The organism is Embleya sp. NPDC001921, assembly GCF_053594475.1.
Window position 1 is genome coordinate 1 of record NZ_JBSFEO010000075.1, and the last position, 19,933, is coordinate 19,933.

Annotated in this window: 18 protein-coding genes; all 18 read left to right on the forward strand. The window is 73.9% G+C overall.

Annotation, left to right across the window (positions count from 1 at the left end; all coding sequences use genetic code 11):
• Positions 1–371: Hsp70 family protein (locus ACWCPW_RS47755; protein WP_449767920.1), on the forward strand; the 371-nt coding region annotated here is incomplete at its 5' end.
• Positions 368–985, forward strand: coding sequence for a nucleotide exchange factor GrpE (grpE, locus tag ACWCPW_RS47760; protein WP_449767921.1), 618 nt, complete (start codon positions 368–370; stop codon positions 983–985). The genes ACWCPW_RS47755 and grpE, both read left to right, overlap by 4 nt.
• Positions 986–1,061: 76 nt before the next feature.
• Complete coding sequence (locus ACWCPW_RS47765; protein WP_449767922.1) at positions 1,062–1,328, forward strand: DUF1876 domain-containing protein; 267 nt, start codon at positions 1,062–1,064, stop codon at positions 1,326–1,328.
• A 496-nt stretch (positions 1,329–1,824) separates the two neighbouring features.
• On the forward strand, positions 1,825–2,616 hold the full coding sequence (locus tag ACWCPW_RS47770; RefSeq protein ID WP_449767923.1) for a LuxR C-terminal-related transcriptional regulator: 792 nt from the start codon (positions 1,825–1,827) through the stop codon (positions 2,614–2,616).
• 200 nt (positions 2,617–2,816) lie between these two features.
• Positions 2,817–4,859: an AAA family ATPase gene (locus ACWCPW_RS47775; RefSeq protein WP_449767924.1), complete on the forward strand. Its 2,043-nt coding sequence runs from the start codon at positions 2,817–2,819 to the stop codon at positions 4,857–4,859.
• On the forward strand, positions 4,859–7,285 hold the full coding sequence (locus tag ACWCPW_RS47780) for an eCIS core domain-containing protein (protein WP_449767925.1): 2,427 nt from the start codon (positions 4,859–4,861) through the stop codon (positions 7,283–7,285). Before ACWCPW_RS47775 ends, ACWCPW_RS47780 begins: the two co-directional genes overlap by 1 nt.
• A gap of 4 nt (positions 7,286–7,289) precedes the next feature.
• Positions 7,290–8,204 (forward strand): Pvc16 family protein, encoded by a 915-nt coding sequence (locus tag ACWCPW_RS47785; protein ID WP_449767926.1) that lies wholly within the window; start codon positions 7,290–7,292, stop codon positions 8,202–8,204.
• Between the two features lie 13 nt (positions 8,205–8,217).
• A complete protein-coding gene (locus ACWCPW_RS47790; protein ID WP_449767927.1) occupies positions 8,218–10,185 on the forward strand; it encodes a phage tail sheath family protein in 1,968 nt (655 codons plus the stop codon).
• 91 nt (positions 10,186–10,276) lie between these two features.
• Positions 10,277–10,714, forward strand: coding sequence for a phage tail protein (locus ACWCPW_RS47795; RefSeq protein ID WP_449767928.1), 438 nt, complete (start codon positions 10,277–10,279; stop codon positions 10,712–10,714).
• Between the two features lie 2 nt (positions 10,715–10,716).
• A complete protein-coding gene (locus ACWCPW_RS47800; protein WP_449767929.1) occupies positions 10,717–11,109 on the forward strand; it encodes a hypothetical protein in 393 nt (130 codons plus the stop codon).
• Between the two features lie 50 nt (positions 11,110–11,159).
• Positions 11,160–11,252 carry a DUF6760 family protein gene (locus tag ACWCPW_RS47805; protein ID WP_449767930.1) on the forward strand — a complete coding sequence of 31 codons (93 nt, stop codon included), beginning with the start codon at positions 11,160–11,162 and terminating at the stop codon, positions 11,250–11,252.
• A gap of 108 nt (positions 11,253–11,360) precedes the next feature.
• Positions 11,361–12,131: a hypothetical protein gene (locus tag ACWCPW_RS47810; protein ID WP_449767931.1), complete on the forward strand. Its 771-nt coding sequence runs from the start codon at positions 11,361–11,363 to the stop codon at positions 12,129–12,131.
• Positions 12,128–12,826 carry a CIS tube protein gene (locus tag ACWCPW_RS47815; protein ID WP_449767932.1) on the forward strand — a complete coding sequence of 233 codons (699 nt, stop codon included), beginning with the start codon at positions 12,128–12,130 and terminating at the stop codon, positions 12,824–12,826. The genes ACWCPW_RS47810 and ACWCPW_RS47815 overlap by 4 nt, the downstream gene beginning before the upstream one ends.
• The gene (locus tag ACWCPW_RS47820; RefSeq protein WP_449767933.1) at positions 12,823–14,043 is read left to right on the forward strand and encodes a phage late control D family protein; all 1,221 of its coding nucleotides are present in this window, start codon (positions 12,823–12,825) and stop codon (positions 14,041–14,043) included. The genes ACWCPW_RS47815 and ACWCPW_RS47820 overlap by 4 nt, the downstream gene beginning before the upstream one ends.
• Before the next feature lie 96 nt (positions 14,044–14,139).
• Positions 14,140–14,793: a phage baseplate assembly protein V gene (locus ACWCPW_RS47825; RefSeq protein ID WP_449767934.1), complete on the forward strand. Its 654-nt coding sequence runs from the start codon at positions 14,140–14,142 to the stop codon at positions 14,791–14,793.
• Between the two features lie 51 nt (positions 14,794–14,844).
• Positions 14,845–15,123: a PAAR domain-containing protein gene (locus ACWCPW_RS47830; RefSeq protein WP_449767935.1), complete on the forward strand. Its 279-nt coding sequence runs from the start codon at positions 14,845–14,847 to the stop codon at positions 15,121–15,123.
• 2 nt (positions 15,124–15,125) lie between these two features.
• Positions 15,126–15,578: a GPW/gp25 family protein gene (locus ACWCPW_RS47835; RefSeq protein WP_449767936.1), complete on the forward strand. Its 453-nt coding sequence runs from the start codon at positions 15,126–15,128 to the stop codon at positions 15,576–15,578.
• Positions 15,575–19,930, forward strand: coding sequence for a hypothetical protein (locus tag ACWCPW_RS47840; RefSeq protein ID WP_449767937.1), 4,356 nt, complete (start codon positions 15,575–15,577; stop codon positions 19,928–19,930). Before ACWCPW_RS47835 ends, ACWCPW_RS47840 begins: the two co-directional genes overlap by 4 nt.
• The last annotated feature ends 3 nt before the right edge of the window (positions 19,931–19,933 follow it).

The following is a 19,933-nucleotide window of genomic DNA, read 5'->3' on the forward strand; positions in this document are numbered from 1 at the left end:
ACGCGGAGGAGGACCACCAGCGTCGCGAGGCCGCGGAGACCCGCAACCAGGCCGAGCAACTGGTGTACACCACCGAGAAGTTCATCAAGGACAACGGCGACAAGGTGCCGGCCGACGTACGGGGCGAGGTGGAGACGTCGCTGACCGGGCTCAAGGACGCCCTCAAGGGCGAGGACCTGGCCGCCATCCGCGACGCCGCGGAGAAGGTGAGCACGATCAGTCAGCGGATGGGCAGCGCGATGTACGCGAACGCGCAGCCGGGCGCCGACGGTTCGGCCGGAGCCGGAGCCGCCGGTGACACCGTCGAGGACGACGATGTGGTCGACGCGGAGATCGTCGACGAGGACAAGCGGGGAGGTGGGGCCGCGTGAACGGGACCTCTCCCGGCCCGGGACTGTTGCCGGTGCCCGCCGGGCATCCGCAGTCGCCGATCCTGGCCACGCTGTTGGCCGAGATCGCCGCGCTGCGCGAGCAACTCACCGATCGGGTGGACGAATTGCGGCGTCTCCAGGCCGACTACGACGGCTATCGGGCGCACGTGCGGCGGGATCGGCTCGCGGTGCGGGAGGCGGCGCTGGCCAATGTGCTGACCCCGTTGCTGCCGGTGGTCGACGGCTTCGATCGGGCCCGGGCCGCCGGCGAGTTGACGTCCGGGGTTGCCGGAGTCGTCCGTCAACTCGAGGACGCGCTCGCGGCGCTGGGGCTGCGGGGGTTCGGCGCGGTCGGGGACACGTTCGACCCGCACGTCCACGACGCGTTGGCGCATCGGCCCTGTCGAGGGGCGGATCCGCCGATCTGCTCGGTGGTGCACACGCCGGGTTACCGCGTGGGGGAGCGGCTGTTGCGTCCGGCCCGGGTGACGGTGACCGGGCCGGGGCCGGCGCCGGCGCCGACGGCGGGCGGTCGGGGCGAGGCGGAAGCGGGGCACGAACGCGGGTGGCGGAAAGGAGTGGCGGATCCGACGGAAGGGAGTGGCGGATCGTAGGCGCGGCAGGTCGAATCGGGTCGGCGCGGAGGGGCTCGGCGGGTGCCGACCGGACGGGGGCTCGGAAGGGGTAGTCATGCAGATCGTCGGATGGCACATCGAGATGGAGTTCAAGGAGGACGGGAAGCGGACCGAGGCCGCCGCGCTCCTCCGGTTGCGGGACGGAACGGAGTTGCGTTCGCACGCGCATGCCAGTCGTTACCCGGATGATCCCGATCAACCGCAGGTGGGCGAGGAGATCGCCGCGGCGCGGGCGCTGACGGATCTGACCCGGCAGTTGCTGGACAAGGCGGCGGGCGAGATCGAGAGCACGACGCGGCGGCCGGTGACGACGCTGGTGTGAGGCGGCCGGAACGGTATCGAATCGGCGTGGGGGAGCGGTGGTTCGCCCCGCCGATGTCGGTCCGGTGGTACCGGAGCGCTCGATCGAGTGGTTCGAATCCGGCGGTTCGCGTCGAGTGGTGCGCATCGAGTGGTTCGAATCCGGCGGTTCGCGTCGAGTGGTGCGCACCGAGTGGCTCGGATCGAGTGGTTCGCATCGAGCGGTTCGGTCGAGTCGGCGCGCGCCGGCGGCGGGGAAGTGCCGTCCGCCGGCGCCGTCGTGGCGCGGGTGGGGTTCGGTTTCGTCGAGATGCGCGCCGATTCGGGTTGCCGTGAACCCGGGTTTGTGGCGGGGCAACGGCGGCGGCGGTACTCTTAGCGCGACCGGACGATTACTGTGAGTTGTCAACAGTCGATGTGACGCAGTCGCCCGATTCGGCACGCCGCGCGAGGGTTTCGCGGGACGGTGGCGCGGATCGCCCGGCGGGCCTTCGACGGCGGGGGGCAGAGAGAAGCCGATGAGTGCGGCGATCGAGGTACTCGTGATCACCCCGGTCCGGATCTATCGCGAGGCCACCGTGCGGGCGCTCGCCGACGAACCCGCGTTGCGCCTGGTCGGCTCGGGCGGATCCGCCGCCGAGGCGGTCTCCGGAGCGCTGCGCCTGCGACCCTCGGTCCTGCTGCTCGATCTCGCCACGCCCGACAGCATTCCGGCCATCCGCGCGATCCGGTGCGGCTCGCCGGAGACCCGGTTGATCGCGCTCGGCGTGGACGAGTCCCGCGACGACGTGATCACCGCGGCCGAGGCCGGCGTGGCGGGGTTCATCGGCCGGGAGTACTCGGTGTTGGAAACCGCCGCGGCGATCGTCGGCGCGGTGCGCGGCGAGGCGTCGTGCAGTCCGCGGATCGCCGCGCTGCTGCTGCAACGTGTGCAGTCGCCGGCCGCCGGCGCGCGGCGCGCGGTGTCCGCACTGCCGGAGACGCTGACCACGCGCGAGCGGGAGATCCTCTTCCTGATGGCCGAGGGGATGAGCAATCACGCGATCGCCCGGCAACTGTCCATCGGCCTGTCCACGGTCAAGACCCATGTGCACGCGGTGCTGCGGAAGTTGGACGTGCCGCATCGCGAGGCCGCGGCGACGCTGCTGCGCTCCGTGCCGGCCGACCGACCGGCCGACCGACCGGCCGGCCCCGCGGACGCGGGCGCCGGAACGGATCGGCCGATCGCCGGCGTGCCGCCGCGGGCGCCGCGTACCCGGCGGGCGCCGGATCTCGGGCAGCCCACCAACGGTGGGCCGGCGCGCGCCTGAGCCGATTCGCTCGGTGGGCGTGCGCCCGCTTCCTCGCCCTCGCGGCGCGGTCCGGCCTGCGCTCCGCGGGCGGATGCCGATCTCCACCCCGGGTGGAGGAGGACGTGTCGGCGATCCATCGGGGATCTACTCCCGACGCGCGCAAAGATCGTCCTGTCGGGTGGATGACGCGTCGGCGGCCGTTGATCAAGGATCACGACATGGCCGCCACCGACTCGATCGATTCGAGCGCATCCGTCGTTCCCGACCTCTCCGATCTGGAGCGGTGGATCGCGGACGTGCTCGCGCGGGCCGTGGCGGCGATCGACCGGCAGGACGACGAGAGTTCGCTGGAACGCCTCTACCCGTCGTACGGCGAGGTGCACCGCGCGCTGTCGGGCGGGCCGCGCCCCGCGCCCGAGCCGATCACCCTCCCGCCGCTGCCCGCGCACGTGACGCTGCCGTTGACCCGCGCCGGGTTCGACGCGTTCGAACTGACCGTCCTCGCACTGGCGATCGCGCCCGATCTCGATCCCGCGTTCGGTCGGGCGATCGCCTGGCTCCAGCGCGACCCCGGACAGCCGTACCCGACTCTCGACCTGCTCGCCCGGCTGTGTTGCGAGACCGGCGCGGATCGGGCGGCGGTGGCGGTCCGACTGTCCTCGGCCGGACCACTGGTGCGACGCGGGCTGGTCGAGCCGGTCGGAACCGGTTCCGGCCCCTCCTACGCGAGCGCGGTGCGGCCCTCGGCGGTGTTGTTGCGCCGGCTGTTCGCGGTGACCCGAATCGCCGACGAACTGGCGCCGTTCGCCACCCTGGACGGGTACGCGCCGGCCGGCGTGGTCGATCCCGAGGTGGCCGAGGCGCTGGTCGCCCGGCTGACCGGCGAGGATTCGACGCTCACCCACCTGCACGGTGCGGCGCCGGCGAGCTGCCTGGATCTGGCGTGGTGGAGCGCGGTACGGGCCGGGCGCCGCGTGCTGACCGCGCGGCCGGAGGCGTTGGCCGAGCCCGCCGTCGTGCGCGGGCTGGCCGCCGAGGCGCTGCTGCGCGAGGCCGTGCTCGTGGTGGACGCGCACGCCGTGACACCACCCGCCTCGGCGTGGGAGCGATTCACCCACACGATCGTGATCGGCGGCCCCGACTCGCTCGCGCCCACCGGGCCGGACCTGGCGGCCGAGCGGGTGGTGTCGCTGCCCGTGCGGCGGGCCCCGGCGGTGGATGGTCCCGGCGGGCTCGCCGCAGCGCTGGCCGACCGGGGTGTGCGCGTCACGGGCGGCACCGGGCCCGACCCGCTCGCCGGCTGGACCCATCTGGCCGGCGCCGAACTCCGGCACACCCTGGACGCGGTCGCCGCCCGGGCCCGCGGCCGAGCCGGGGCAGGTGCCGGGCCGCACACCACGCCGGCCGAGGTGGCCGACGTCGCGGCCCAGGTCACCGGCGGCGAACTGGGGCGACTCGCCGCCCGGTTGACCACTTCGGACGACTGGTCCGCGCTGATCGTCCCGGACGACGTCGGCGAGCGGCTGCACGACGTCTGCGCGCATCTGAGCGCCCATCGCACGGTGCTCGACGGGCACGGGTTCGCCGGGCGGCCGGGCCAGGGACGAGGCGTGTCGGTGCTGTTCGCCGGGCCCAGCGGCACTGGCAAGACGCTCGCCGCGCGCCTGGTCGCGGGCCGGCTCGGCCTGCCGCTCTACCGGGTGGACCTCGCGTCGGTGGTGTCGAAGTACATCGGCGAGACCGAACAGAACCTGGACGCGGTGTTCACCGCCGCCGCGCGCACCGACGCGGTGCTGCTGTTCGACGAGTGCGACGCGTTGTTCGGCAAGCGCAGCGAGGTACACGACGCGCGGGATCGCTACGCCAACCTCGAAGTGGCCTACCTGCTCCAGCGGTTGGAGGACCACGACGGGCTCGCGGTGCTGGCCACGAACCTGCTGCACCACATGGACGACGCGTTCATCCGACGCCTGACCTACTGCGTGCACTTCCCGTTCCCGGAGGCCCCCGAACGCAGGCGGATCTGGCAGAGCGTCTGGCCGCCGGCACTGCCCCGCGACGTCGACCTCGACCTGGGTGAACTCGCCGACGGCTACCCGCTGTCCGGCGGCCACATCCACAACGTGGCGGTCGCGGCGGTCCACTTGGCGGCGGCCGAGGGCCGGGTCGTGGACCGGGCGGCGGTGTTGCGGGCGATGGCGCGCGAGTACGACAAGATCGGGCCCTCCCCGCAGGCCGCCGTACCGGTCGGGGTGGTGTGATGGCGTCGAGCCCGAAGGCCGGCGGCGACGGCGGATCGCACCTGCCCGCCGAATTGGAGTCCCGCGCCGCGCGCGCCCGGCCGCTGGACGCGTCGGTGCGCGGTCCGATGGAGCGTTCGTTCGGGGCGTCGCTGGGCGATGTGGTCGTGCACACCGACGCCGATGCCGCGGCGTCCGCCGATCGGCTCGACGCGAAGGCCTACGCGGTCGGCCGGCATGTCGTGTTCGGCCCGGGGCGCTACGACCCGCACTCGGACGCGGGTCGCGCGCTGATCGGCCACGAGCTCGCGCACGTGGTGCAGCAACGGCGCGGCGGCGTGGCGCCGGGACCCGGCGGTGTGCACCCGTCCGGAACCGCCGCCGAGGGCGCCGCGCACCGTGCGGGCGCCCGGGCCGCCGCCGGGCTGTCCGCTCCCGTCGCGGGCGGCACCGCACCCGGCGTGTCCCGCGCGCCCAAGGGCGAGGAGGACCCGGAGGCCGCCGCGCTCAAAGCGGACAACCGCGCGGCCGACCTGAGGAATCTGGGCGTGGCGGAGGGCATCGTCCTGGAGGGCGCCGCCATCGTCGACACGGTCGTCGGCTTCCGCTACAGCGTGCAGGACCTGGAGCAGCGCGGCGTCGACAACCTGGCCTCGGCCCTGGGCCTGGGCGCCGAGGGCAAGGCACGGCTCCAGGTCGCCTCCGATCTGCTGACCGGTGCAGATGTGCTGAGGGCGGTGCGGGACAAGGCGAAGGCCGCGGGTCTGGTCGACCCGGTCACCGGTTCGCCCGCCATCTCGTCCCAAGTCACCGCGGCCGGCGACTGGCTGGAGGCGAAGTACGACGAGAACCTGGGGACCAGGGCGCCGAAGAACGACGATCTGTTCACGGACCGCGAGTTGGGCCAGATCATCGGTCAACTCACCGCGAAGACCGTGCTCACGGCGATCGACGTCGAGGAAGTCGCGGTCGCACTCGCGGCGGTGAACGTCATCGGCGCCGTCAAGTCGATCCTCGACGCGGTCAACGCGAATCCGGACGGCTGGCCGTCCGACGTGCAGTTCTGGACCCAGGTGGTGGCCGCGGTGCTCACCCTGGCCGGGATGCGGGCGGGCAGCGCCAACAAGAAGATCGCGATGTTGCTGATCGACGCCGCGTTGGCCGGATTGACGCTCGCGCCGGTGGTGAAGCGGCTCGTGACGGACTGGCGGCGGCCGGCCGGCGCGGACCGGGACGCGGCGCTCAAGCAGGACGCGAAGGACCTGGCGAAGGCGCTGCTGGCGCTGCTGCACCAGATCCTGCTCCAGGCCGCCGCGAGCCGGCGCGCGAAGTCCGGCGGCGGGCCCCCGGCGGCGGGTGCGGCATCGGGCGCGGCCAAGACCGGCCCGACAAGCGCGAAGCAGCCCGCCTCGCACGGCGAGCCGCATGCCGGCACGCCCGCGCAACCCGCGCACACCCCACTGGAGTCGCCCGCGCCGCCCTCGCCCGCGCACGCCGGCGCACCCGCGACACCCGCCGTGCCCGCCGCCGCGCCGAAGGCCGCTGCCGCGAAACCCGCCGCCAAGAAGGGCACCACGAAGAAGCCCACCGGCCAGGGGCCGTCGGCCAAGGGCGCCGCGAGCAAGACGACGGCCGGCGCGGCGACACCCGCGGCTGCCACCGCGGCGATCCCGGACCCGGCGAACGCCGCGCCGGCGCAGGCGAGTCCGCATGCGAAGGCCGTGAAGCCCGAGGCCGCGAAGTCCAAGGCCGCGAAGTCCAAGGCGGCGAAACCGGAGGCCGCGGCCGAGAAGACGACGGTCGCGAAGACCACCGACGCGCCGGCCGGAGGGCAGTCCGGGTCGGCGCCGGTCACCGCGGCGCCGACACCGGTGCACAAGACGACCCCGAAGTCCGGGTCGGCGGCCAAGAAGGCGACCGCGGCGAAGATGAAGGCGGCGACCAAGGAGAAGGCGGCGGCCAAGAAGGCGGCGACCAAGGAGGCCGCCGCGGCGAAGAAGGCGGCGGCCAAGGAAGCGGCGGCGGCGAAGAAGGCGGCGGCCAAGGAGGCCGCCGCGGCGAAGAAGGCCGCCGAGGGCAAGGGGCAGTGGGCGTACGACCGTTCGGGCCTCAGCCTCTCCTCCCGTCGGTGGAGCAAGCGTTCGCAGGAGGTTCGGGCCGCCCACCCCGTGTGTGAGATGTGCCAGATCCGTCCTTCGGCCGCGGCGGACCACCTCACCGCGCTCAAGGACTGGGAAGCCGCGATGGGGGCGGGCATCGTCACCCGCGAGCAGGCTCGGGCCGCGGCGAACGACCCGAGCAACCTCGCGGGGATCTGTACGCCCTGCAACTCGGGCAAGCAGGACCGCCCGCTCGGCAATCCGCAGATCCTGCCCGGCGCGTGGGAGCCGCCGAATCCGACCCCGCGAGTCCTGCGGATGATGCGCGACCAGGGAACCCAGTGGTGATCGCGTGATCGACATCCTCGACCTGATCATCCGGGAGACCCTGATCGCCGGTGTGCCCGGGCTGACGAGTGCGCGGATCGGCTTCCAGCCCCCGGACGACGACTGGCGGCAACGGGTCGGCGCGAGCACCGGCGTGTGGGTCAACTGCGCGCTGGTGGACCTGCGCGAGGACCGGACGCTGCGACAGAACATCCGGAAGCGGATCACCACCGGATCGGTGACCGTGGAGCGACGCGAACCCGCGCGGATTTGTTGCCACTACCTGATCACCGCGTGGAACGCGGCCAAGGACAGCGCCCAGATGCCCGCCACCGAGCAGGAGCACACCGTGCTCGGCGCGGTCCTGGCCGTGCTCCTGGACGCCGACCCGATGGTCGCCTCGGCGATCCTGACACCCGAGCAACTGGCCAGGGTGCCCGCGACGCTGCGCGAGGCGGAACTGCCGGTGGAGGTGGTTCCGCCGGAAGGGTTCACCAAGCTCGCCGAGTTCTGGGGAACCGTCGGACGGGCCACGTCCTGGCGACCCGCCGTGTACCTGATCGTCACCATGCCGGTCCCGGAACCGGACCGGCGGATCGACGGCGTCGTGCACACGGTGCTGACCTCCTACGACGCCGAACCGCCCGGAGGCGATGACGGCACCGCCGAACAACTCGCCGACGTGGGCGGCCTCGTGCTCGACGCCACCGGGGGGCCGCCGGTGCCGGTGCCGGACGCGGACGTCGTGCTGGACGACCCGGCGGGGCTCGTGGTGGTGGCCCGGGTCCGCAGCGACGACGACGGGCGGTTCGTGCTCGTCGGCATCCCGCCGGGGGAGTACCGGGCGCGGGTCACCGCCGCCGGACTGCCGCCGCCGGCCCCGCAGGCGGTCCGGGTCCCCGGATCACCCGACGCGCTGATCGAACTCCGCTTCACCTGAGAGGACACCCGCCATGGCCGTGCAGGTCTCGTACCCCGGCGTCTACATCGAAGAGACCGAGCCCGCCGCACCCATCCAGGGTGTGTCGACCAGCGTCGCGGCGTTCATCGGCATCAGCGCGCACGGGCCGATCGCCGAACCCACGCTGGTGACCAGCGCGGACGCGTTCACCGCGCTGTTCGGGCCGCCGGTGGACGGCGGCGACGTGCCCTACCATCTCCCGCTCGCGGTGGACGGGTTCTTCCGCAACGGCGGCGCCCAGTGCTTCGTCGTGCGGGTGGGCACCGCCAAGCGCGCTGCCAGGGACCTCGCGGGACGCGCGTCGGGCGCCCCGGTCGTGGGCCGGGTGGAGGCCCTGCTCGACGGCCCCGACGGCGAGGGCGGCTCGGTCCGGATCGTGGATTCGAGCGCGTTGGCCAAGGCGTTGACGGCGGCCGGCCAGGGAACCGATCTGCCGGTGGTGCAGGGGAAGGCGGACATCACCGCCGTCGACGCCACCCGACGCGTGCTCACCGTGAACGCGGTCGGCGACCTGGCGGCCGGTGAGCGGGTGCTGGTGACCAAGGGCGCGGAGACCCGAACGGTGCGGGTGAAGTCGGTGCAGGAGCCGGACACGATCGTCCTCGACCAGGGTCTGTCCGGGACGACCGACTTCGTCGGCGGCAAGGTGACCTCGGACGATCTCACGCCCGGCGACACGGTGTTGCGGCTGAACGTCCCGCCGGGGATCGCGCTGCGACCCCTGGTCCCGGTCGGTTCGTCGGTGCGGATCAACGACGGCACGACCACCGAGTGGGGGATCGTCGCGTCGGTCACCAACGACTCGCTCACCCTGCGCAGGCCGCTCACCAACGCGTACAAGCTCGTCACGCCCACCCGCGTGTCGACGGCCGAGTTCGACCTGACCGTCACCGATGGCGGCGGCGGGGCCGTCACCTACCCGAACCTGTCCACGATGCCGTCGCATCCGCGCTGGTGGGGCGGCCCGTCGGTGTCGAGTACCCATCTGCGGATCGTGCTCAAGCCGGATGCCCCGATTCCGGTGGGCGATCCGCGCCCCGCCGCCGGGACGTTCCCCTTGACGGGCTCGGTGGCCGACGATCCGTTCGAGGCCGTCAAGGCCGTGCGGGAGCGCATGGTCGACCACCTGAAACTGCTCGAACCGATCGACGAGATCAGCCTCGTGCTGGCCCCGGGCTGTACCGACCTCGGCGCACAACAGGCGATCGTCGACCACTGCGAGAAGCTCTACGACCGGTTCGCCATCCTGGACAGCGCGCCCGGCGTCGACGTGCCGACCGTCATGACGCAGCGCGCGAGCGTGTGCGGCAACCAGGACAAGGGCTTCGCGGCGCTCTACTACCCGTGGATCCAACTGCGCGACCCGGCCAAGCAGGCCGTGGTGATCCAGCCGCCGTCCGGCCACATCGCCGGGATCTACGCGCACACCGACGCGACCCGCGGCGTGCACAAGGCCCCGGCCAACGTCGGCATCGCGGGCGCGCTCGGGCTCGAACGCCGGCTCCTGGACTCCGATCAGGGCCTGCTCAACCCGGACGGCGTCAACGCGTTGCGGATCCTGCCCGGGCGCGGATCGCCGGTGGTGTGGGGTGCGCGGACCACCACGAACAACCGCAACTGGCAGTACATCAACGTGCGGCGGCTGTTCCTCTTCCTCGAGGAGTCGATCCAACAGGGCCTGCGCGGCGCCGTGTTCGAGCCGAACGACCTGGAACTGTGGGGCAAGCTCAAGCACACCCTCACCGAATTCCTCACCCGGGTCTGGCGGGACGGCGCGCTCTTCGGCGCCAAGGCCAAGGACGCCTTCTTCGTGCGCATCGACGAGGCGTTGAACCCGCCGAGCACCCGCAAGCTCGGGTTGCTCTACATCGAGATCGGCGTACAGCCGGTCTATCCGGCGGAGTTCATCGTGGTGCGGATCGGCATCTGGGACGGCGGCGCGCAGGTGAGCGAACAGTAGCGGCCGCACCCGCGCGGCGGCGCGTACCCGGACCCGCGGGCGCCGCCCGCGAGCACCCACGATCGGCAACGGACAGGCAGCGGAGGACGCCGTGAGCACAGGCGATATCCAGGATCCCTTTGTCAACTTCAACTTCAAGGTCGAACTCGACGGCATCATCCGGGTCGGGTTCCACGAGGTGACCGGCCTCGACGCGACGGTGGACGTGGTGGAGCACCGCGAGGGCGGATGGAACATCACCCCGTACAAGTTCCCCGGTCAGGCCAAGTACGCCAATATCGTGCTCAAGTGGGGCATGACCACCGACACCGAGCTGTACGAGTGGCATCAGCAGATCGTCGAGGGCGACATCCTGCGGCGCAACGGCGCGGTGTTGCTGCTGGATCGACGCGGCGTGGTCACCTCGCGGTGGAACTTCGTCCGGGCCTGGCCGACCAAGTACACCGCGCCGGCGCTCACCGCCGAGGCCGACGACATCGCGATCGAGACGCTCGAACTCGTCCACGAGGGATTGGTGCGGGTGCAGTGACCATGCTTCGGATCGAACACGACTTCACGCTGCCCCTCGGGCTGCTCGGCGAGGACGGCGCGCTGCATCGCGAGGGCACGATGCGGCTGGCCACCGCGGCCGACGAGATCCTGCCGCTGGCCGACCCCCGGGTGCAGCGGAACCCGGCCTACCTCTCGGTGATCCTGCTCAGTCGGGTGGTCACCCGCGTGGGCGGCGTCGAGACGGTGACCCCGCGCACCATCGAGACCCTGTTCGCCGCCGACCTGGCGCACCTCCAGGAGCTCTACAACCGGATCAACACCGTGGACGAGCCCGCCGGTTCGACGGAGGGGTCCTGCCCGAACTGCGGCGAGGAGGTCCGTACGGGCCACGAGCGCCTGGGGGGATCCGCGGATATCCGGTCGATCGGCTGAGGGAGGAGATCGCCTTCGTCGCCTACCACCTGCACTGGTCGCACGCCGAGTTGATGGACCTCGACCACGCCGAGCGCCGGCGCTGGGTGGAGCGGGTCTCGGCCATCAACCAGCGGCTCAACGAGGCGACCGGCACACCGTGACGGCGGGCCACGCGTCCACCGTTGCGCATCCGGCATCGAACAGGAACCGGCCCCGGGCCACGCGCACGACGTGGCACCCGGCATCGAGCATCGCGAAGGGAGAAGACCGTGACCGTCACGGGAGCGCGCGCGCCGGCGGCCGGATGGCCGGTGCGATCGGCCTCGGCGTCGATGCTCGCCCGGGCCCGGGCCCGGGCCGCGGGGATCACCGGCCCCGCCGGCGCGGGCCGGGTGGAGACCCCGGTGCCCGGAATCGGCCTGGTCCTGCACACGTTGCCGCGCCCGGCCGGCACCCGCGCCCCGCGCCCGGCGCCGATCCCCGTTCCGGACATCCGGCGCTGCGCGCATGTGCGGCTGGACGTGCGGGTCACCGCGCCGCCCATGGTCGCGCTCGCCCGTGCCGAGGCCCACGGGCGGCCGTACCCGCAGTCCCCCGCCGGGCCGGGCCGACTGCCCGCGCCGGTGCTGCGCACCGTGTTCGCGGGCGCCGGCCGCGCGGTGGCCGAACGCGCCCAGGTGACACGGGAGTTGTACGAGCACGGGGCGGGCCACGGTCGGCGCGTCGAGGAGCCGGCACGCCCCGGCGCGGTGCCCGTGCGCGGCGGGCGTCCGGCCCCGTCGGGCCGTTCCGGCGGCCGGCCCGGGAGCGCCCTGACGTTGGCCGCGCCCGCCCGCCCCGTGCCCGCCTCGATCCCGGCCGACCCCTACACCGCGCCGGCCGACACGTCGGCGCGCGATCGGGCCGAGACGGGGTACGGCCGCCGGCAGGCGGCGCCCGCGCTCACCTCGGCCGACCTGCCGCGGCTGGTCGACGGGGTGGTCCGGGAGATCGACCGTCGGGTGCTCGCCCGGCACGAACGCCGGGGGTGGAGCCGATGACGGTGATGGAACGCGCGACGATCACCAATACCGTCACCGGGACGCGCACCCGGGTGTTGTTCAACCCGGAGGACTACACGGTCAACCGGGAGACCACCTACGCCCAACTCCCGGTCCCGGGGCTGTCCGCGCCGGTCGTGCAGTTCGTGCACGGCAACGCGCAGACGCTGGAGATGGAGCTGTTCCTCGACTCGCTGGAGGCCAACGACCAGGCGGGCGCGGGCAGCGACGTGCGGATCCTGGTCCGCCGGGTGGTGGACCTGATGGACATCGACCCCACGCTGCACGCGCCGCCGCCGCTGGTGTTCGCCTGGGCGAGCCTGACCTTCACGTGCGTGTTGACCCGGGTCGCGCAGAAGTTCGTGATGTTCAAGCCGGACGGCACCCCGGTGCGGGCCCGACTGACCGTCACCTTCAGCGAGTTCCGCAACGTGGACATGGAGGCGAAGGAGGTCAAGCGGCAGACCTCGGACTACACCAAGGCACACACCGTGGTCGCCGGCGAGACACTGCAACTGATCGCGTGGCGCGAATACGGCTCGGCGTCCGCGTGGCGGCCGATCGCGCTGCACAACGGGCTGGACGACCCGCGCGTGCTGCCCGTGGGCGCGACGCTGCACGTGCCCCGGCTGCCCTACCGGGACCCGGGCACGAACGAGGTCTTCGACGCGCCGCCGCGGGAGGTGCCCGCGTGAGCGTATTCCCGCAGTACGCCCCGGAGATGCGGCTGCGCTTCGCCGGGCGGCCGGCGCCGGCGGCGCTGCGCGGCTCGGTCACCGGCGTCACCTGCCAGACCGGCATGGGCGACGCCGACCGGCTGGAGGTCTCGCTCGCCAACGAGGGTTTGCGCTGGCTCGACGACCCGCTGTTCCGGCTGGACACCGAGGTGAGCATCGCGCTGGGCTACGCGCCGGACGAGCCGCGCCGGTTGTTCACCGGCGAAGTCGTCGGCACCGAGGCGAGCTTCCCCTCCGACGGGATGCCGATGTTGCGCGTGGTCGCCCAGGACCGGCGCACCCGCCTGGCTGCCGCGTCGCCCGCGCGCTGGTTCGGCGTCCCGGTGCCCAAACTCGGTGTGCTGCCGCTGCCGGACGCGGTGGTCGCGCCGCTGCTGGCGCTCGAACACGGCATGATCCCGCTGCTCGACCCGCTGGGCGCCTTTCTGTCGGCGGCCCTGGGCGCGGTGGACGTGGTGGCCTCACTGGAGGACCCGAGCATGCGCCAGCGGGTGGTGCGCCGGCAACAGTCCGAGACCACACTCGACTTCCTGAAGAAGATCGCGGTGGAGAACGCGTGGGAACTGATCGTCGAGCACGACAGCGAGCCGTCCGGCTTCGTGCTCCGGTTGATGTCGCCCGCCGCCTACCTCTCGCCCGACGTGACCTTGCGGTACGGGCGCTCGCTGATCGAGTTCACGCCCCGGATCAGCACCGTCGGCCAGGTGGAGAGGGTATCGGTACGGGTGTGGCGGCCCGAGGTGCGCCTGGAGTTGACCGTCTCGGTCGGCTACGACTGGGACCGCCAGGCGCTGTCCATCGAGGTGGCCCCGGGGTTCGGACTGCCATCGGGCCGCCAGGTGCTGCTGGTGGACGAACCGGTGACCATCGCCACCGCTCCGCGTCTGATCGTCGCCAAGCTGCTGCCCAGGCTGAACCGGCGTACCACCGCGAGCGGTTCGTGCGTGGGCGACCCCCGGATCACCGCCGGACGGGTGTTGCGGATCGAGGGCGTGGGGGAGACGTTCGGCGGCCTGTGGCGGGTGGTGTCCGCGCAGCACACCCTCGACGGCGGCGGCTATCGCACCTCCTTCGAACTGCGCAAGGAGATCTGGTTCGGCGGCATCCCGCCCGCGTCCCAGGGCGCGATCCGGGTCCAGGGCGGGCTGTTGTCGCTGCCGGCGCCCAACTCGTAACGGTAGTGGGGACGTTCCCGTGACATCTCCGGCGACCGGCCCCGCCCGCGCTGCCACCCGTTCCCGACGCACCACCGGACCCCATGGAGGATCGGCATGTTCGAACCGCTCTTCGACGCCCTCGACGACATCCACGCGTCCGACAGTCCGCGGGTGACCGGCGTGGCGCCGGCAACGGTGGTGGACAACCTGGACCTGACCGGTGCCGGGCGGGTGCAGGTGCAGTACGCGTGGCTGCCGGGCGTGGAGCCGTGGGCACGCGTGTGCGCGCCGGTCGCGGGCGACGGCTCCGGGGTGTGGTTCATGCCGCAGCCCGGCGACGAGGTGCTTGTCGCGTTCCGCAACGGCGACGTGCGCGAGCCCTACGTGCTCGGCGGACTGTGGACGATGACCTCGCGGCCCCCGGTGGACCTGCCCACCGACTCGGTGACCAAGCGGGTCATCCGTACGCCGGTGGGCCACGAGGTGGCCATCGACGACCTGGTCCAGACGGTCACGCTCACGCACGCCCTGGGCCACTCGATCGAGATGTCCGTCGACGGGATCACCCTGGCCGTGGCCGGCGGCGCGGCGAAGATCTCGCTGACCACCTCCGGCGCGGTGACCGTCACCGGCACCCGGTCGGTCACGGTGAGCGGGCTCGATGTGAGCGTCGAGGCCGGCAACGGCCTGGCGGCGAAGGCCACCCGCGCGGACATCCGGGCCGCCGCCACGTGCAGCATCCAGGGCGCCCTGGTGAAGATCAACTGACCGTTCGCGGACCAGCGTTCGCACACACCGATCACCTTCGAGGAGGCAGCCGTGCCCGCAGCAGCGCGCGTCACCGACCCCACCGGCCACCCCGGCACGGTCGCGGGACCCGGCGTGCCCACCGTGCTGATCGGCGGACTGCCCGCCGCCGTGCAGGGCGACATGCACGCGTGCGCGTTCCCGCCGCCCGCCGCCCACCCGCCGTCGCCGTTCACCAAGGGCTCCGCGACGGTGCTCGTCGGCGGTCGCGGCGCGCTGCGCCAAGGCGACCTGGCCGGCTGCGGCGCACCGGTGGTGGCCGGCGTCCCGACCGTGCTGATCGGAGGCTGACGGTGGCCGAACCGAACGCGCCGCTGAATCCCGACCCCGCGCGGCACACCCCCGCGGACGCCGCCGTGCTCGGCCGGGGCTGGGCCGCGCCGGCTCGCCTGGACCCGCTCGGCGAGGCGGCCGAGGCGGCCGGTCCGGAGAAGGTCCGCCAGTCCGTGCTGCTCATCCTGGGCACTCGGCGCGGTGAGCGGGTGATGCGTCCCGACTTCGGCGCGGGCCTGGAGGACATGTTGTTCGAGCCGGTCACCGCGGCCACCGCCGCGCTCGTGCGGCTGCGGGTGGAACAGGGCCTGACCGCGTGGGAGCCGCGCATCGACGTGCTGGGCGTGGACGTGTCGGTGGCCGATCGCGCGGCAGGCCGACTGGATGTGCGCATCGACTACCGGATCCGCGCCACCAACACCTTCTACAACCTCGTCTACCCGTTCCACCTGCACGAAGGGGCGGCCACGTGAGCACGCCACGAGGCCGGGCCGAGGTGGTCGCCGCGCTGCTGGCCGCGCGGACCGGCTGGGTACCCGACTGGCATCCGACCCCGGGTGGGCCCTCCCTGGGCGCGGCACACGGACTCGGCGCGCTGCTGGCCGCGCTGGAGGAACGGCTCGCCGCCCTGCCCGACCGGCAACTCGCCGCGCTCCTGGACATGGTGGGGGTGTCGCTGCTGCCCGCGCAGGGCGCCGGCACCACGGTCCTGCTCCAGCCGCTGCCCGGGGTGAGCGGGGCCCGGGTGGCCGCCGGATCGCGGCTGGGCGCCGCCGTGCCGGGACAGGACGCGCCGCTGGTCTTCGAGACCCGGGACACGGTGGCACTCGCCGGCGCGCCGCTGGTCGAGGTATGGAGCCTGGACCCGGGCGCGGACGCCGCCGCCGACCACTCCGCCGACGTCCTGGCCCGGCGCCCGGTCACGCTGTTCACCGATCTGCGCCCCGCCGTACGGGAGTTGTACCTGGCGCACGACACGCTCCTGGCGTTCGCCGGCCGGGCCACCGTGGAGATCACCGTGGTCCTGGGGCGACCCGCGTCGAGCCCGCTGCGGATCTCCTGGACGTGGTGGGACGGCGACGCGTGGCGGCCGTTCGCGCCCTGGGGCGACGGCGACGACGCGTCCCGCGACGGCACCGCGGGGCTGACCCGCTCGGGCACCGTGCGCCTGGTGGCGCCGTGTGCGAAGGCGGTGACCACCACCGTCGAGGGCACCGAGTCGTACTGGCTGCGCGCCCGCCTGGACTCGGCGCTCGGCGCTCGACCCGGGTCCGTGGTCCCCGAGGTGGCGCGCGTACGGCTCGCCGCGGTGAGCACCCACGCGCGTCTGGCGCTGTTCACCGGCCCGCCGACCGGTGCCGACACCACCGTCACCGTGCACGCCGCGCACGGCACCACCGCGCCGCCGCAGGTGACCGTGCACGTCCGGGACACCACCGCGGCGAGCAAGGCCGACCCGACCGCGAAGCCCGGCACGCCGGTGGCGATCGGGACCGCGCACCTGGGCCACACGGTACGGTTCGGCGTCACCGTGCCGCCCACCGACGCGGACACCTTCACCGCCGGCACGGCGACCCCGAAACCGGGCATCGACTACTTCCTCCTGGACGACCCCGACGACCTGACCGCGCCGCTCGCCCTCGACGCCCCCGCGCACCTGGACCTGACCCTGCGCACCGGCCTGACCCCGGACAAGGCGGTCGCCGACGCGCAGGCGGTGGACCTGACCCGGGCCTTCACCCCGCTGGGCCCGGCGCCGGTACGCGGCAGCGCCTTCCACGTCGCGTGCGACGCCGCGTTCGCCAAGCCCGGTGCCCGGGTCACCGTGGTGCTCGGCCGGCCGCGCACCGCGGCCGAGGAGGCCGACCAGCGCACCGGCGAACTGACCGGCGGGGTGCAGAAAGCGAAGGAGTTCCGCGACAAGACGGTCGCCGACATCCGCGCCGTGGCGACCAGGTTGGCCGAGTTGACTGCGGTCACCGGAGACCTGGGACGCGCGGTGGTCTCGCCGCTGTCCGGCGAGGACCCGACCACGTGGTACACCCAGGTCAAGGCGCACCTGCGGGACGCGCTGACCACATTGCGCGGCGCCGCGCAGGCCGAGCCCGGCCTGTTCGGCAACATCGGCTCGGCACGCGACCACGTCGTCGCCGCGCAGACCGCCGCGAACCCGGCCGCCGACCTGGCCGCGGCGCTGGCCGCGCTCGGCGGCGCGCCGCGCGCGAGCGCCGGACTGTTGCTGGCCACCGCCGACGTCACCGCGCAACTGTCGGCCGGCGCGAGCGCGTTGACCGCGCCCCGGGCCGCGCTCGCCCAGGCGCTCGGCGGCGGCAGCGACGCCCAGGTGGTCGCCGCGCACGGCGCGCTCGCGTCCGCGCTGGGCACCGTCCTGGCCACCCCCACCCCCTATCTGGCCGACACCCCGCTGCCGTCCTTCCTCAGCGCCGACCCCCAGGCGTTCGTGACCGACGTGACCTCGCGGATCGACGCGGCCAGGACCGCGGTGGACACCCAGGTGGCCAAGGCCCGCACGATCGCCACCGCGCTGGCGGACCTGGCGCCGGAAGACCTGCTCAAGGCCGTGGCGGGCGCGCAGACCCCCGACCAGCTCACCGCGCCCGAGGTGACCTGGGAGTACTACGACGGCACCCGCTGGCGGGCGGTCGGCGCGTCCGGCGCGTCCGCCGTCCTGGCCCTGCAACGCTCGGGAGCGCTGCACTTCACCGTGCCGACCGACTGGGCGGCGGCCCCGGTGACCGGCGACGAACGCCGCTGGCTGCGCGCGCGACTGGAACGCGGCAGCTTCTCCTTCCTGCGCCAGGTGAGTTGGACCGACACGTCCGGCGTGCTCAACTTCCTGCCCGTGGTGGAGCCCCGGCCGCCGGTGCTGGACCGCTTCGAGGTGTTCTACCGGCACTTCGCCGGACCCGACGACCCGCGACACACGCTCGCGCTCGACGACCACGCGTGGGCCGACCTGACCGCCGACCTCGCCTTCCCCGGACCCGGCGCCACGCCGTTTCGCCCGATGGCCGAGACCGCCCCGACGTTGTACCTGGGCTTCGACGGCGAACTGCCCGCCGACCGCCTGGGCCTGTACGTCGAGCCCGCCGGCGAGGACCCCGACGCGGTCCCGGTACGGCCCACCTGGGAGGGCTACGACGGCACCGGCTGGGTCGCCCTGGCCGGCGACGACGGCACCGAGGGCTTCACCCGAGGCGGCGTGGTCGGCCTGCTCTGGCCCGGCGCCGGCGGTCCGCCCGGGGCACCCGTCGCGGGCGCCGCGGACCACACGGTGACCCTGCTCGGGCGCGGCGCGGCCGCCCGATTCGCGCCCGGCGACCGGCTGTTGCTCACCGACGCGCGCGGCGGCGAACCGGTGCTCGTGGCCGGCGCCGACGGCGAGACGCTCACCGTGCGCGACCGGCTCTCCCGGGCCTACGCGGGCGGCGAACTGCGCGACGCGCCACCCGCCCGATTCGGCACACCCCGCACCTGGATCCGGGCCCGCTTCCCCGGCGAGGCCGAACCCCCGCAACCGGCGCTCAGCGCGCTGGTGCCCAACGCGGCCCGGGTGCAGCAGGTCCAGACGATCACCGACGAGCTGCTCGGCTCGGCCGACGGCAGCGCCGGACAGGTCTTCCAGGCCATGCGCACCCCGGTCCTGGACGGCGCGGTGCTGGAGGTGCGCGAGCTGGACGGCGAGCGCGCCTTCGTCGATCTCCCGCTGCTGCGCCGGGAGTTGGCCGAGCGGGCGGGTGCGGCACTGCGTACGGTGGCCGATCCGCGCACGGGCCGGGTGAGCGAGGTGTGGGTGCGCTGGGACGAACTTCCCTCGCTGGGACTGGCCGGCCCGGCCGATCGGGTCTACGTGTGCGACCACGCCACCGGGCGGGTGTTGTTCGGCGGGAACGGACACGGGCGGGTTCCGCCGGTGGGGCCGGACAACGTGCGGCTGCGCTCGTACCGTTCCGGCGGCGGCGCGGCCGGCAACGTGCCCGCCGGCGCGATCACCCAGGCGATCGGTGCGGTCGCGGTCGGCGCGGTGAGCAACCCCCGGGGCGCGAGCGGCGGTACCGACGCCGAACCGTTCCCCGACGTGCTGCGCCGCGGCCCCGCGCTGCTGCGACACCGCCGGCTCGCGCTCACCGAGAGCGACGTGGCCGCGCTGGCCCGGGAGACCGTCCCGGCGATCGCGGCGGCCCGCGCGCTGGGCGCGCGCGACCGGCACGGCCGGGTGCTGCCGGGCGTGATCCGGCTGGTCGTGGTGCCGCGCGACGGTACGGACCGGCCGGAGCCGACCGGCGAACTGCTGCGCCGGGTACGGGACGCGGTCGGCGCGCGGATGCCGGCGGCGGCCCGCCTGGTGGTCGAGGGCGCGCGCTACTTCCCGGTCGGCGTGGCCGCCACCGTGCGGCCCGCCCGGGCCGGCGACGCGGGCCCGGTGCGCGGCGCGGTGCTCGCCGACCTGGCCCGCTTCCTGCACCCGCTGGACGGCGGCCCGTCCGGGACCGGCTGGCCGTTCGGCCGGGGCGTGTACCTGTCCGACCTGGCCCGGCGCCTGGAGACGGTGCCCGGTGTGGACGTGGTGACCGCGCTGGACCTGACCGTGGACGGCGTACCCGCCGGCGACGCGGTACCGGTCGACGCGGACGCCGTGGTGTGCGCCGGACCACTCGTGGTGCGGCTCGCCGGGTCGGGGGAGGCCGGAGCCGGGCCGGGTGCGGCGCGCTCCGCCGGGTCACCGCGGTCCCCCCAGGCCCCGGGGATGCCGGGATCCGCCGGGTGTTCGCGATCCTCGCGATCCCCGGGAAGGGAGTACTGAACC

Excerpts from the sequence above, each read along its gene's own strand:
- ACWCPW_RS47765 (WP_449767922.1), top strand. The coding sequence starts at position 1,062 with ATGCAGATCGTCGGATGGCACATCGAGATGGAGTTCAAGGAGGACGGG.
- ACWCPW_RS47770 (WP_449767923.1), top strand. The coding sequence starts at position 1,825 with ATGAGTGCGGCGATCGAGGTACTCGTGATCACCCCGGTCCGGATCTAT.
- ACWCPW_RS47775 (WP_449767924.1), top strand. The coding sequence starts at position 2,817 with ATGGCCGCCACCGACTCGATCGATTCGAGCGCATCCGTCGTTCCCGAC.
- ACWCPW_RS47780 (WP_449767925.1), top strand. The coding sequence starts at position 4,859 with ATGGCGTCGAGCCCGAAGGCCGGCGGCGACGGCGGATCGCACCTGCCC.
- ACWCPW_RS47790 (WP_449767927.1), top strand. The coding sequence starts at position 8,218 with ATGGCCGTGCAGGTCTCGTACCCCGGCGTCTACATCGAAGAGACCGAG.
- ACWCPW_RS47800 (WP_449767929.1), top strand. The coding sequence starts at position 10,717 with ATGCTTCGGATCGAACACGACTTCACGCTGCCCCTCGGGCTGCTCGGC.
- ACWCPW_RS47815 (WP_449767932.1), top strand. The coding sequence starts at position 12,128 with ATGACGGTGATGGAACGCGCGACGATCACCAATACCGTCACCGGGACG.
- ACWCPW_RS47825 (WP_449767934.1), top strand. The coding sequence starts at position 14,140 with ATGTTCGAACCGCTCTTCGACGCCCTCGACGACATCCACGCGTCCGAC.